Origin of the sequence: Streptomyces sp. CC228A (assembly GCF_021390935.1) — a bacterium.
Classification (GTDB): Bacteria; Actinomycetota; Actinomycetes; order Streptomycetales; family Streptomycetaceae; genus Streptomyces.
Genome location: NZ_JAJPUI010000002.1, coordinates 646,821 through 659,310, shown reverse-complemented (window position 1 = coordinate 659,310; position 12,490 = coordinate 646,821). Strand labels below are relative to the sequence as shown.

Annotated in this window: 13 protein-coding genes; 7 read left to right on the top strand and 6 right to left on the bottom strand. The window is 74.1% G+C overall.

The annotated features are described in order from the left end of the window. The first annotated feature begins 50 nt into the window (after positions 1-50). The 5 genes from sigE (at position 51) to L6E17_RS08250 (ending at position 5,042) form a co-directional block, all read left to right on the top strand. Entirely contained in the window at positions 51-749 is a 699-nt protein-coding gene (gene sigE / locus L6E17_RS08270; protein ID WP_236240099.1) for an RNA polymerase sigma factor SigE, read from the top strand. Continuing rightward, on the top strand, positions 746-1,744 hold the full coding sequence (locus L6E17_RS08265; RefSeq protein WP_236240098.1) for an anti-sigma factor: 999 nt from the start codon (positions 746-748) through the stop codon (positions 1,742-1,744). The genes sigE and L6E17_RS08265 overlap by 4 nt, the downstream gene beginning before the upstream one ends. A 776-nt stretch (positions 1,745-2,520) precedes the next feature. After that, complete coding sequence (locus L6E17_RS08260) at positions 2,521-3,657, top strand: S1C family serine protease (RefSeq protein WP_374109014.1); 1,137 nt, start codon at positions 2,521-2,523, stop codon at positions 3,655-3,657. Between the two features lie 125 nt (positions 3,658-3,782). After that, on the top strand, positions 3,783-4,274 hold the full coding sequence (locus L6E17_RS08255; protein ID WP_236240097.1) for a sec-independent translocase: 492 nt from the start codon (positions 3,783-3,785) through the stop codon (positions 4,272-4,274). 90 nt (positions 4,275-4,364) lie between these two features. Then, positions 4,365-5,042 (top strand): hypothetical protein, encoded by a 678-nt coding sequence (locus L6E17_RS08250; RefSeq protein ID WP_236240096.1) that lies wholly within the window; start codon positions 4,365-4,367, stop codon positions 5,040-5,042. Positions 5,043-5,099: 57 nt separating this feature from the next. Here the strand turns inward: L6E17_RS08250 and L6E17_RS08245 are convergent, their stop codons facing one another. The 3 genes from L6E17_RS08245 to L6E17_RS08235 are packed head-to-tail and all read right to left on the bottom strand — an operon-like array spanning position 5,100 to position 8,215. Continuing rightward, complete coding sequence (locus tag L6E17_RS08245; protein WP_236240095.1) at positions 5,100-6,233, bottom strand: Mrp/NBP35 family ATP-binding protein; 1,134 nt, start codon at positions 6,231-6,233, stop codon at positions 5,100-5,102. Between the two features lie 43 nt (positions 6,234-6,276). Next, positions 6,277-6,900 carry a DUF1003 domain-containing protein gene (locus L6E17_RS08240; protein ID WP_236240094.1) on the bottom strand — a complete coding sequence of 208 codons (624 nt, stop codon included), beginning with the start codon at positions 6,898-6,900 and terminating at the stop codon, positions 6,277-6,279. After that, on the bottom strand, positions 6,890-8,215 hold the full coding sequence (locus L6E17_RS08235) for a magnesium transporter MgtE N-terminal domain-containing protein (protein WP_236240093.1): 1,326 nt from the start codon (positions 8,213-8,215) through the stop codon (positions 6,890-6,892). The genes L6E17_RS08240 and L6E17_RS08235 overlap by 11 nt, the downstream gene beginning before the upstream one ends. A 176-nt stretch (positions 8,216-8,391) precedes the next feature. Here L6E17_RS08235 and L6E17_RS08230 point away from each other — a divergent pair, with 176 nt between their 5' ends. Continuing rightward, a complete protein-coding gene (locus L6E17_RS08230; RefSeq protein WP_236240092.1) occupies positions 8,392-9,162 on the top strand; it encodes a hypothetical protein in 771 nt (256 codons plus the stop codon). A 108-nt stretch (positions 9,163-9,270) separates the two neighbouring features. Here L6E17_RS08230 and L6E17_RS08225 read toward each other — a convergent pair whose 3' ends face one another. Genes L6E17_RS08225 through L6E17_RS08215 form a run of 3 tightly spaced genes read right to left on the bottom strand, consistent with a single transcriptional unit; the run spans position 9,271 to position 11,173 of the window. Beyond that, a complete protein-coding gene (locus tag L6E17_RS08225) occupies positions 9,271-9,465 on the bottom strand; it encodes a hypothetical protein (protein WP_236240091.1) in 195 nt (64 codons plus the stop codon). A gap of 54 nt (positions 9,466-9,519) precedes the next feature. Beyond that, positions 9,520-10,032 (bottom strand): hypothetical protein, encoded by a 513-nt coding sequence (locus L6E17_RS08220; protein WP_236240090.1) that lies wholly within the window; start codon positions 10,030-10,032, stop codon positions 9,520-9,522. Between the two features lie 13 nt (positions 10,033-10,045). Further along, positions 10,046-11,173, bottom strand: coding sequence for a magnesium and cobalt transport protein CorA (locus tag L6E17_RS08215; RefSeq protein ID WP_236240089.1), 1,128 nt, complete (start codon positions 11,171-11,173; stop codon positions 10,046-10,048). Positions 11,174-11,727: 554 nt separating this feature from the next. Between L6E17_RS08215 and L6E17_RS08210 the strand changes: the two genes are divergently transcribed. Then, complete coding sequence (locus tag L6E17_RS08210; RefSeq protein WP_236240088.1) at positions 11,728-12,336, top strand: suppressor of fused domain protein; 609 nt, start codon at positions 11,728-11,730, stop codon at positions 12,334-12,336. The last annotated feature ends 154 nt before the right edge of the window (positions 12,337-12,490 follow it).

The window sequence follows — 12,490 nt, the reverse complement described above, 5'->3', positions numbered from 1 at the left end:
GAGTGCTGCGGTTGCGGCGCTTTCTCAGGTCGGCGGGTGAGCCGAAATCCGTGACCGACATCGCTGACAGCCACGCCGCCGACGACACCGCAGCCACCACGGCGACCTTCGCATCGGATGCGGAACCGCAGGCGTGGGCTCCGCCCTCCTGGGAGGAGATCGTCAATACGCACAGCGGCCGCGTCTACCGACTCGCCTACCGTCTGACGGGCAACCAGCACGACGCCGAGGACCTCACGCAGGAGGTCTTCGTCCGGGTCTTCCGGTCGCTGTCGACCTACACGCCCGGCACCTTCGAGGGCTGGCTGCACCGCATCACCACGAACCTGTTCCTCGACATGGTCCGGCGCAAGCAGCGCATCCGCTTCGACGCCCTCGGCGACGACGCGGCGGAGCGGCTGCCGAGCCGCGAGCCGTCGCCGCAGCAGGCGTTCCACGACACCCACTTCGACGCGGACGTGCAGCAGGCGCTGGACACCCTCGCGCCCGAGTTCCGCGCGGCCGTGGTGCTGTGCGACATCGAAGGGTTGTCGTACGAGGAGATCGCCGCGACGCTCGGTGTGAAGCTCGGCACCGTCCGCAGCCGCATCCACCGGGGCCGGTCGCATCTGCGCAAGGCCCTGAAGCACCGCTCGCCCAAGGCGCGCGCCGAGCAGCACGACGCCGTCCCGGAGCCGCAGTCCGGCCCGTTCGAGCAGAGCCGGGGGAAGGTGTTCGTCGCCGTGGGCGGGGAGGGTGGGGCTGCGTGAGTGGCACACACCCCACCCCGGCGGAACAGCACCTGGGGGACCGGCTCGCCGCCCTCGTCGACGGCGAGCTCGGCCATGACGCCCGCGAGCGGGTCCTCGCCCATCTGGCGACCTGTGCGCGCTGCAAGGCGGAGGCGGACGCCCAGCGCCGTGTGAAGAGCTACTTCGCGCAGGCGGCCCCGCCACCGCCCTCGGAAGGGCTGCTGGCCCGGCTCCAGGGCCTGCCCGCGGGCGCCCTCGGCGGCGACGACCCCGGCGGCGGCCTCTTCGGTACGGCTACGGGCTCCGGCTTCGGCACGCCGCCGGGGTCCGGGCCCGACGGCGGCGGGCTCGGGGCGGAGCGGGCGGCGGTGGCCCCGGGGCTTCGCGGCGGGGTCCGGCGGGCTCGGCTACCTGCCCGCGCCGGACGGCCGCGGCGGCCACGGGCCGGTGCTGCCCGACGGACGGGCCGGTTCCGGTTTCCGTATCCACGAGGTCGGCCGTGCCGAGGCGGAGAGGTCGCCGTGGCGCGGCCGCAGGTTCGCCTTCGCCGCCGCCAGTGCCGTGTCGTTCGCGGCGATCGCCCTGGGGGCGCGCTGCCCGCCGCCACGACCGCGGACGCCCGCGGCGACGGCACCGGGAGCAAGGTGACACCGCTGCGCTCGGCGTCCGGCCAGTCCTCGTCCACGGGTGCGGACGGCCAGCGCCGCCGCGGCGGCGGGGCCCTCAGCGCCGCGGGCACCGGGTCCAGCCTGTCCGCGAACACCGGCGTGGCCCGGCTCGCCGAGCGATCGGGCGCCGCCCCTCCGCCGTTCCTGCACGCCGCGGCGCCGCTGACCGCCGCGGGCCCGCTGCCGCCCGGGTCCGTGCCGGGGCAGCTCGACCTGCTCGCGCCCCTCGCGGGACCGCTCGGAACGCTCCCCGGGCCGTACGCCTCCGACCCGGTTCCCGGTTCCGTCGCGGGCCCGCTGCCGACGGCCGCCCCCACCACCGGGATCGCGGCGCCGCCGCCGTAGCGCGGAAGGCGCGGGGCCCGCTGCGGGCCGCCCGGAACACCTGGTTGAATCCATGGGCACGGGCGCCGCGGAAGGCGCTTCAGTGGCCAGTAGCGGGGAGAGCATGGACGACGGGAAGCGGACGAGCCCGAAGCCGACGTGGTGGAGCCGCCCGGCGCCCCCAAGGCGCCGGTGCCCCCGCCGCCCGCGGGCGCCCCGGACGCGGGCGGCGGGCTCACCGGGAGCGAGGCCGGCCCGCATGGCGCGCCCGCCCCCGCCGGCGGCGGCAGCGCTGCGGCGTCCGGCGGCCCGTCCGGGCACGCCGGTCCCGCGCACGGCGGCGATGCCCACGGCGCCCCCGCCCCCGCAGACGGAGGGACCCACAGCTCCGCCGCCCCCACCGGCAGCGCAGCTCCCGCCGACGGCACCTGTGACGGCGGGGCCCGCGGCGCAGCCGCCCACGCCGGCGGCAGCACCGCACCCGCCGACGGCGGTCTCCACGACGGCGGCCCGCACGGCGGTGGCGCCGACAGCGGGGTGCGGCCGCTGCACGAGCCGGACGAGTACCGGACGCCGCCCTACGGCGGCCCCGGGCCCTGGGCGCCCGCGCCCCCGGTGCAGCGCCCCGTACCGCCCGCGCCGCCCGCGTACGGCTCCCCGCAGCCCCCGGCGGCGCCGGGTTCCGGCGCGCGCCCGCCCGCCTACGGCTTCCTGGCCGCCCGCCCGCCGTACCACCGGCGCCGGTCCCGCAGCAGTGGCTCCAGTACGACCCGTGGAGCACGCCGGGCGCCGCAGCGGTGGCGCAGCAGGCCACCGCGTCGAAGCCGCGCCGCAGGGGCCTCGGGCTCGCGGCGGGGCTGGTGTTCGCCCTGATCGCGGGCGTCCTGGGCGGCGCCGTCGGCGCGTACACGGAACGGAACGGCGGCCTGGCCACCGTGGAGCTGCCGCAGGCCGGGCCCGAGGCGGACGACCGCGCCCCGGGCAGCGTCGCCGGCATCGCCAGCCGCGCCCTGCCCAGCGTCGTCACCCTGCACGTCGGCGGCGGCGGGGAGCAGGGCACCGGCACCGGATTCGTCCTCGACCGGCGCGGCCACATCCTCACCAACCACCACGTCGTCGACTCGGCGGGCACCAGGGGCCGGATCACCGTCACCTTCAGCAGCGGGGAGACGGCCCGGGCCACCCTCGTCGGCAAGGACAGCGGCTACGACCTGGCCGTGGTGAAGGTCCAGGGCGTCTCCAACCTGACACCGCTGCCGCTCGGCAACTCCGACAGCGTCCGCGTCGGCGACCCCGTCGTCGCCATCGGCGCGCCCTTCGACCTCCAGAACACCGTCACCTCCGGCATCATCAGCGCCAAGGGGCGGCCCATCACCGCGGGCGGCGAGAAGGGCGACGGCAGCGACATCAGCTACGTCGACGCACTCCAGACGGACGCCCCGATAAACCCCGGCAACTCCGGCGGACCGCTCCTCGACTCCCGGGCCCGCGTGATCGGCATCAACAGCGCCATCCGCGCCGCCGGCGACGGGGCGGAGTCCGACCGGGGCCCGGCCGGGTCGATCGGACTCGGCTTCGCGATCCCCATCAACCAGGGCAAGCGCGTCGCCGAGGAGCTGATCAACACCGGCAGGGCCACCCACCCGGTCATCGGCGTCACCCTCGACATGCAGTACACCGGCGACGGCGCCCGCGTCGCCGACGAGGCCCGCGGGGGCGGCGCGTCGGTCACCCCCGGCGGCGCCGCCGCCGCGGCGGGCATCCGCCCCGGCGACGTGATCGTCAAGGCGGGGGACGAGCGGGTGCACAGCGGTGAGGAGCTGATCATCAAGATCCGCGCCCACCGGCCGGGCGACGAACTGCGGCTCACCCTGCGCCGCGACGGCCGCGAGCTGGTGAAGACGCTCACGCTCGGCTCGTCGGCGGGCGACTGAGCAGCGGCGGACCCACGACACGCGGACGACACCCGGACGACGTGAGGGTGAACGGATGACCGGCTGTCCCTCCGCACCCGGCGGAGCGGGTACCGTGGACCGAGACTTTCAGGAGGAGCGACAAGGTGTTCGGTGACATAGGGGCACTCGAGCTGGTGGCACTGGCCATCCTCGCCGTGCTCATCTTCGGCCCCGACAAGCTCCCCAAGGTCATCCAGGACGTCGCCGGCTTCATCCGCAAGGTCCGCGACTTCTCCGAGAACGCCAAGCAGGACATCCGCACGGAACTCGGCCCGGAGTTCAAGGACTTCGAGTTCGAGGACCTGAACCCCAAGACGTTCATCCGCAAGCAGCTCGCCGAGAACGACGACCTGCGGGAGTTCAAGGAGCTGCGCAGCAGCTTCGACCTCCGCAAGGAGATCGACGACGTCGCCGACGTCGTCAGGGGTGCCGCCGCGCCCACCGCCGCGGGCCCCTCCGCCCCCTCCCCGGACCTGCTGAAGAAGCAGGACACGCCCGGCCCGGACCTGCTGAAGAAGCGGGACGCGACCGGCCCCGACCTGCTGAAGAAGCGGGATGTGACCGATCGGCCCCCCTTCGACGCTGACGCCACCTGAGTCACAGGTCGTACCGACCTTCCCGAAGAGCCCCGCCTCGGTGGATATCCTCTCCATCTGTCCGAACGGATCGAGGAGGCGGCCGGGCAGATGGAGACCACGAGTCAGGTGGAGGCGCAGGCACAAGCAGAGCCTGCGCCCGACACCACACCCACCTCCGAGGGGGTGCCCGCCGTCCGTCGCACCGCCGACGGCTACCTGCGGGCCTCCTTCCCCTGGTACGGGCTGGACGGAGCGTTCACCGGCCCCCGCTGGCTGATGCAGGTCGGTACAGCCGCGGACGGCACCGTGCAGCACGGCTCCACGGGCCATGGAGAGGAGCCGACGATACGGCCCGAGGGCGCGGGCGCCGACCGCAGCCGCTTCGCGGTCGTCGTCACCGTCGCCGCCAGCCCCGTGCGCCGCTCAGGCGACGGCACGGGCGTCCTGGACGCCACCACGGCGTCCTCCGCCGCCTGGCTGGCCGGCTCCGGCCTCCTGGCGTACACCTGGCCCGCCCAGCTCGACCACGCGCTGCGCAACGAGTGGCTGGACCAGCAGACCGAGACGGCCTTCACGCTCGCCGACGACCTGGAAGGGCCCGCGTGGACCACGCTGTCCCTGCCGGTCGACGGGGAGCCGCAGCCCTTCCACTACCGCGAGTCCGAGTTCGGCTGGGTACTGGCGGGCTCGGCGCCGGGCGGGGTGCACCTCGGCGCGTACGGTCGCGGCATGAGCGCGTACGGGCTCGGCTTCTCCGTGGTGACGGACCTGTCCGCGTACAGCTGACCCACCACGCGCCGCGGGGCGCCGTCCCGGAAGGAACGGCGCCCCGCGGCGGAGCGGTCAGAACTTGTTGCGGGGCGTGATGCCCAGGCTCATGCCGGACAGCCCGCGCTGGCGGCCGCCCAGCTTCCCGGCGATGGCGCGCAGCGCGGCGCCCGCGGGGGAGTCCGGGTCCGACAGCACGACGGGCCTGCCGTCGTCCCCGCCCTCGCGCAGCCGCACGTCGATCGGGATCGAGCCCAGCACCGGCACGGTGGCGCCCGTCGTCCTCGTCAGTCCGTCCGCGACCTTCTGGCCGCCGCCCGTGCCGAAGACGTCGACCATCTCGTCGCAGTGCGGGCACGGCAGGCCCGACATGTTCTCGACGACACCGACGATCTTCTGGTGGGTCTGCACGGCGATGGAACCGGCCCGCTCGGCGACCTCCGCCGCGGCCTGCTGCGGGGTGGTGACGACGAGGATCTCGGCGTTCGGCACGAGCTGCGCCACGGAGATCGCGATGTCGCCGGTCCCCGGCGGCAGGTCCATGAGCAGGACGTCCAGGTCGCCCCAGTACACGTCCGCGAGGAACTGCTGGAGGGCGCGGTGCAGCATCGGGCCGCGCCACACCACCGGCGCGTTGCCCGGCGTGAACATGCCGATGGAGATCACCTTCACGCCGTGCGCGGACGGCGGCATGATCATGTTCTCGACCTGGGTCGGACGGCCGTCCGCGCCCAGCATGCGCGGCACGCTGTGGCCGTAGATGTCGGCGTCGACGACACCGACCTTCAGCCCGTCGGCGGCCATCGCCGCGGCCAGGTTCACGGTCACCGACGACTTGCCGACGCCGCCCTTGCCGGACGCCACCGCGTACACCCGGGTCAGCGAACCCGGCTTGGCGAACGGCACCTCGCGTTCCGCGGTGGTGCCGCGCAGCGCCGCCGCGAGCTCCTTGCGCTGCTCGTCGCTCATCACGTCCAGGGACACGTCGACGCGGGTGACGCCCACGACGCGGGAGACCGCCTCGGTCACGTTCCTGGTGATCGTCTCGCGCATCGGGCAGCCGGACACCGTCAGGTAGACGGTGACGGCCACTGCTCCGTCCGCGCCGATCTCCACCGACTTGACCATGCCGAGCTCTGTGATCGGTCGGTTGATCTCGGGGTCGTTCACCGTCGCCAGTGCGTCGCGCACCGCGTCTTCCGTCGTCATGCTGACGATGGTACGGCGCCGGGCACGGGCCCGGGAAAGCCCGTCAGCGGTCGCCTTCGTCACTCCGCGCGGACGCTCCGGGCGGGAATACGGCCCGCCGCTCCTCCAGCTCCCGCACCAGGTCCTCCAGCTCGGAGCGGATCCAGTCGCGGGTCGCGACCTCGCCCAGGCCCATCCGCAGCGCGGCGATCTCCCTGGTGAGGTACTCGGTGTCCGCGATCGACCGCTCGTTCTGCGCCCGGTCCTGCTCCAGGTTCACCCGGTCCCGGTCGTCCTGCCGGTTCTGCGCGAGCAGGATCAGCGGCGCCGCGTACGACGCCTGGAGCGACAGCATCAGGGTGAGGAAGATGAACGGGTACGGGTCGAACCGCAGCGCCGCGGGCGCGCTGATGTTCCACGTCAGCCAGGTGATGATGAAGACCGTCATCCAGACGATGAAGCGGCCCGTGCCGAGGAACCGGGCGATGCGCTCCGACAGCCGCCCGAACTCCTCGGGGTCGTACTCCGGGAGGATCCTCGGCCGCCGCACCCGCGGCTGGTCCAGCGGCTGGTCGAGCCGGGCCCGCGGGGCCGACCGGTCCCGCACCGCCGCCGCCCGCTCCCGCGGGGAGGCGGCACGCTCGCGGCCGTGGCCCCACTCCGGGACGCGTTCGCGCTCAGGCCCCATGCGCGCCCCCTCCCGCCGGCCCCCGGCGCGGCTGCGCCCGGCGGGAGAGCCCGTCGCCGTTGCCGTCCGGTTCGAACTCGGCCTCCCGCCAGTCCTCCGGCAGCAGGTGGTCCAGCACGTCGTCCACCGTGACCGCGCCGAGCAGCGACCCGCCGTCGTCCACGACCGGCGCCGCCACCAGGTTGTACGCCGCCAGGTGGCTGGTCACCGTCCGCAGCGGGGTGTCCGGCGACAGCGGCTCCAGGTCGGTGTCGACGACCGCCGACACCAGCGTGAAGGGCGGGTCCCGCAGCAGCCGCTGGAAGTGGACCGTGCCCAGGTACTTGCCGGTCGGCGTCTCGTCGGGCGGCCTGCACACGTAGACCTGCGCCGCCAGCGCGGGCGGCAGGTCCTGCTGGCGGACCCGGGCCAGCGCGTCCGCGACGGTCGCGTCCGGGCGCAGCACGATCGGTTCGGTCGTCATCAGACCGCCCGCGGTGCGCTCCTCGTACGACATGAGCCGCCGCACGTCCGCCGCGTCGTCCGGCCGCATGAGCCGCAGCAGCCGCTCCTTCTCCTCCTCCGGCAGCTCCGACAGCAGGTCGGCGGCGTCGTCCGGGTCCATCGCCTCCAGCACGTCCGCGGCGCGCTCGGCCTTCAGCTTGCCGAGGATCTCGATCTGGTCGTCCTCCGGCAGCTCCTCCAGCACGTCCGCGAGCCGGTCGTCGTGCAGGGCGGCGGCGACCTCGGCGCGCCGCTTCGGCGACAGGTGGTGCAGGGCGTTCGCCACGTCGGCGGGGCGCATCCGCTCGAAGGTGGCCAGCAGGCTCTCCGCGCCCTGACCGGTCTCCTCCAGGGAGAAGCCGGTGACCGCCGACCAGTCCACCGTCAGCGTCTCGCCCTTGCGCCGCAGCGCCCCACCGCCGCCCCGGCGGACGAACACCTTGTCGATCTCCCACTCGCGGCGGGCGGGCAGCTGCCGCATCGCCACGTCCAGCACGGTGACCTCGTCGCCGCCGTCGACCATCCGCACCCGGCGGTCGAGCAGTTCGCCGAGGACGAGCCGCTCGGTGGGCCGCTGCTCGAAGCGGCGCACGTTGAGCACGCCGGTGGTGATGACCTGTCCCGACTCGACGCCCGTCACGCGGGTCATCGGCAGGAAGATCCGGCGCCGGCCGATCACCTCCACGACCAGTCCCAGCACCCGGGGCGGACGGCGACCCACCCGCAGCATGGCCACCAGGTCGCGGACCCGGCCCACCTGGTCGCCGTTGGGGTCGAAGACGGCGGTTCCCGCGAGGTGCGAGACGAAGATCCGGGGGGCGCCTGCCACCATGCCGCCCTCCTCCCGACGTCCACTTCCATATCCGTCATACGGGGATTCAGGCTAGCTCGATATGGTTCGGCTCGGCCAGGCAGGCGGTCCGTACGGCTCTGTGCGGAGCCGGTCGCCGGGCCCCGGTACGCTGCGGTCTGCGTCCCCCCACGGTGAGATTCTGAGAGGCAGCGCTGGTGACCTTTCCCCCTCCGGCTCCGCATGCCCGTCGTTCCCGTGCCGCCCTGGCCGTCGCGCTCTGCGTCGGCGCCGCGGCGGCGCTGAGCGGATGCGCGAAGGAGGATCCGGACGCGGGCACGAACGGGATCGGCAAGCTGACCGCCCGGCAGATCGAGGCCAAGGCCCAGTCCTCCGCCACGGCGGCGAAGGCGGTGCGGCTGTCGGGAACCCTCGTCAGCAAGGGCGTCTCGTACAAGCTGAACATGCGGCTCAAGCAGGACGGCGCCGCGGGCTCCGTCGCCACCCGGAACTCCCGCTTCGAGCTGCTGCGCATCGGCGACCTGCTCTACATGAAGGCCGGGGCCGAGTTCTGGCGCCGGGCGGAGAGCTCGGGTGAGACGACCAAGGAGGACGTGCAGGCCGCGGAGAAGCTCGACGGCAAGTACGTGAAGGTGCCGCAGGACGACCCCTCGTACAAGCTGCTGCGCGGCTTCACCGAGAAGAACGTCCTGGTCAGCGGGCTCATCACGCTGCACGGCGAGACCACGAAGGGGAAGCGCGACTCCATCGCGGGCAAACGCACCATCAAGGTCGCGGGCGGTCCGCACGGCGAGGGCGGCACCCTGGACGTCTCCCTGGACGGGACGCCGTATCCCATGCGGTTCGCGCGCGGCGGCGGCGCGGGGGTCGTCGTCCTCACGGACTGGGACAAGGACTTCACCCTGGACCCGCCGGCGAAGGACGCCACCCTCGACTACGGCAAGCAGCTGCCCCGCACCAGCGGCTGACCGGCCGGGCCGGGCCGGGCCGCGGTCTCGCGGTCCGGCGCGCGGCGGCGCCGTGCGGGCCTGAGCGGGGTCGGCGGCTGCGGCCCGGCCGGTGCCTCGTGCCGCCCGTCAGCCCGCCGACCGTGCCCGCAGGCGCCGTACGTCCCGTACGGGTGCGGCGGTGGCGCCGAGGAGGGCCACCGCCCCGACCGCGATCCAGGGGGCCGAGGCCCCGGAGCGGTACGCGCTGACGGCGCCGGCCGGCAGCACCGCGCGGACCGGCACGCCCCGGTCCGAGACCAGCGCGCCGACGCGGCGGCTCACGCGGGGCCCCTCACCGGCTCGCCCTGCGGGGACGGCACCTCTGCGGCAGCGCACCTAGCGGCGCTTGCGCCGGAACAGCAGGCGCGGCAGGGCCGCCGGGGCAGGGCGGCGGGTGGTCGCGGGGCTCGGCAGCGGCGCCGCGGCCAGCGAACCGTCCGGCAGCTCCGTGGACACCTCCCGAGGGGCGAGCCGCAGCACCCGGCACTCCCGGGCCCACCGCGCGGTCATCGTCTCCGCGTCCGGGGCGTTCAGCCGCTTGCCCTTGAGTTCCTCGACCGCGGCCCGCCACTCCTCGGAATCCGGGGCGAGCTCCCGCACGTCCGCCGTCCAGGCGACGACCCGGCCGCCCTTGTCCTTGCTGCGGACGGTGACCTCCGCACAGGCGCCGTCCACCAGGCCGCTCGGCAGCGGCTGCTCACCGGGACCGTCCCCGACGACATGGGCCGCCCCCTCGTGCCACACGTGCCACAGCGCCCGCGCGGACCCGTCGCCGCGCACCCAGACGAGGCCGGACTTCTTCGTGGCCTCCTCGACGAGAGCGCGGCCGAGCAGCAGGTCGTCAGTCATGCCCGCAGCTTAGTCACAGCCAGCCGTTGCGCTTGAGGGTGCGGTGGATGGCGAAACAGGTGCCGATGATCGCGGTGAGCACCAGCGGATAGCCGTACTTCCACTGGAGTTCCGGCATGTGCTCGAAGTTCATCCCGTAGACGCCGCAGACCGCCGTCGGCACCGCGATGATCGCCGCCCACGAGGTGATCTTGCGCATGTCCTCGTTCTGCGCGACCGTCGCCTGGGCCAGGTTCGCCTGGAGGATCGAGTTGAGGAGCTCGTCGAAGCCGACGACCTGCTCCTGCACCCGGGCCAGGTGGTCGGCCACGTCCCGGAAGTACTTCTGGATGTCGGGGTCGACGAGGCGCATGGGCCGCTCGCTCAGCAGCTGCATCGGCCGCATCAGCGGCATCACGGCCCGCTTGAACTCCAGCACCTCGCGCTTGAGCTGGTAGATCCGGCCGGTGTCGGCGCCGCGCGTGCTGCCCTTCGCGGGCGGCGAGAACACGTCGATCTCCAGCTGGTCGATGTCGATCTCGACGGCGTCCGCGACCGCGATGTACCCGTCGACCACGTGGTCGGAGATCGCGTGCAGCACGGACGACGGGCCCTTCGCGAGCAGTTCCGGGTCGGCCTCCAGCCGGTGCCGCAGGTTGCGCAGCGAGCCCTGCCCGCCGTGCCGCACCGTGATGACGAAGTCCCGGCCGGTGAAGCACATCACCTCGCCCGACTCCACGACCTCGCTGGTCGCGGTCAGTTCGGCGTGCTCCACGTAGTGGACCGTCTTGAAGACGGTGAAGAGGGTGTCGTCGTACCGCTCCAGCTTCGGCCGCTGGTGCGCGTGCACCGCGTCCTCCACGGCCAGCGGGTGCAGCCCGAACTCGGCCGCGATTCCGGCGAATTCGGCCTCCGTCGGCTCGTGCAGACCGATCCAGGCGAAGCCGCCGCCGTCGCGCACCCTGCGCATCGCCTCACGGGGCGTCAGCGGCTCCTCCTCCTTCAGCCGGCGGCCCTCGCGGTAGACGGCGCAGTCGACGACCGCGGTCGACGCCGACGGGTCGCGCGTCGCGTCGTAGCCGCCGTACGGCGGGTACGGGGCGGTGTTGCGCTTGCGCAGGGACGGCCGGACGACGGCACGCAGCTCACGGATCATCGACATGGCGGGCTCCTTCAGGGGAAGCCGTCGGCGGGGCGTGGCGCAACCCGGAACGGAGACGTCGGCGGGGCCGGCGGGCGGCTCGGCGCGTACGCCCCCGAAGCGGGTGGCACCGCGTTCACGATGACGGTGTTCGCGGTTTCGCGGTTCGGTTCCGCGGCCCGCCGAGCGGCGGGAAGCGGGAAGAGGGCGGAAACGTGCTCTTCCGGCGGCGCGAGTGCCCCGTGCGCGTGCGTGGTACGCCTCATCCGCTCCGGACGGCCCGGCGAGGGGCGGTACGGGAAGGAAGCGGCGCCGCGGCCGGCGGACCGGTCAGCGGGCGGGGAAGGCGTACGTGCTGCGCGGCGCGTGCGGCGCGGAAGAGCGGCTGGTACTGCACGGTCGACTTCGATCCACCGCAGTCCCACCTCCTCCGGCCGGTCCCCCGTGGGGGATGACGAGTCGTCGGGACCTGAAAGCACTCTCGGAGTACCGTCCCGGACAGCGGCCCACACTAGCAGCCGCCTGAAGGTCAATCCCTTCCTTTGCCCGTTCGATACGCACTCTATGCTCGCGGCATGGCAAAAGTTCTCGCGCTCGTCGAGGCGCGGCTGCGGACGGCGCTCGGTGAACCTGATGCCAGGGCGGCGGTGACCTTCCTCGGCGCGGAGCGCATCGAGGTGCTGCGGTTCACCGGCACCGAGAACGGCGACGCGCCCCGCACCGTGGTTCGCTACGCCACCCTCGGCATGTCCGCGCAGCCGATGACCGATCCCACCGCGGTCGTCGCCGACCCCGTGAAGGGTCCGCGCGCCGAACTGGTGCTGTCGGTGCGGGCCGGCCTCGCCGACACCGACAAGGTGCTCCGCCCGCTCGCCGTGCTCGCCGCGTCCCCGCAGGTGGAGGGCGTCGTCGTGGCGCCCGGGGCGTCCCTCGACGTCGGTGAGCCGCTGTGGCCGGGCGCGCCCTTCACGTCCGTGCTGGTCGCGGAGCCCGGAGGCCTCGTCCCGGACCTGGAGCCGCCGGAGGAAGGCATGGATCCGGTCCGCTTCCTGCCGCTGCTGCCGATGACCCCGAACGAGGCCGCCTGGAAGCGGGTGCACGGGGCCCAGGCGCTGGAGGAGCGCTGGCTCGCCGCGGGCACGGACCTGCGCGATCCCCTGCGGTCCGGGGTCCGGCTCGACTGACGGCCGGGCCGCCCCCGGAGGCCCGGCGAGTAGGGCGGGGCACACCGCACGGGGCTCCTCGGGAAGCCCGGCGGGTGCGGCGGGGCACACCGGCGGGGGTGCCTTCGGGGGCCCGGAGGGTGCGGCGGGGCACACCGGACGGGTGATCGTCCTT

Coding starts and splice junctions, on each gene's coding strand:
- L6E17_RS08215 (WP_236240089.1), bottom strand. CDS start 11,173: ATGTCGATGATCCGTGAGCTGCGTGCCGTCGTCCGGCCGTCCCTGCGC.
- L6E17_RS08210 (WP_236240088.1), top strand. CDS start 11,728: ATGGCAAAAGTTCTCGCGCTCGTCGAGGCGCGGCTGCGGACGGCGCTC.
- L6E17_RS08250 (WP_236240096.1), top strand. CDS start 4,365: ATGGAGACCACGAGTCAGGTGGAGGCGCAGGCACAAGCAGAGCCTGCG.
- L6E17_RS08220 (WP_236240090.1), bottom strand. CDS start 10,032: ATGACTGACGACCTGCTGCTCGGCCGCGCTCTCGTCGAGGAGGCCACG.
- L6E17_RS08235 (WP_236240093.1), bottom strand. CDS start 8,215: ATGGTGGCAGGCGCCCCCCGGATCTTCGTCTCGCACCTCGCGGGAACC.
- L6E17_RS08240 (WP_236240094.1), bottom strand. CDS start 6,900: ATGGGGCCTGAGCGCGAACGCGTCCCGGAGTGGGGCCACGGCCGCGAG.
- L6E17_RS08245 (WP_236240095.1), bottom strand. CDS start 6,233: ATGACGACGGAAGACGCGGTGCGCGACGCACTGGCGACGGTGAACGAC.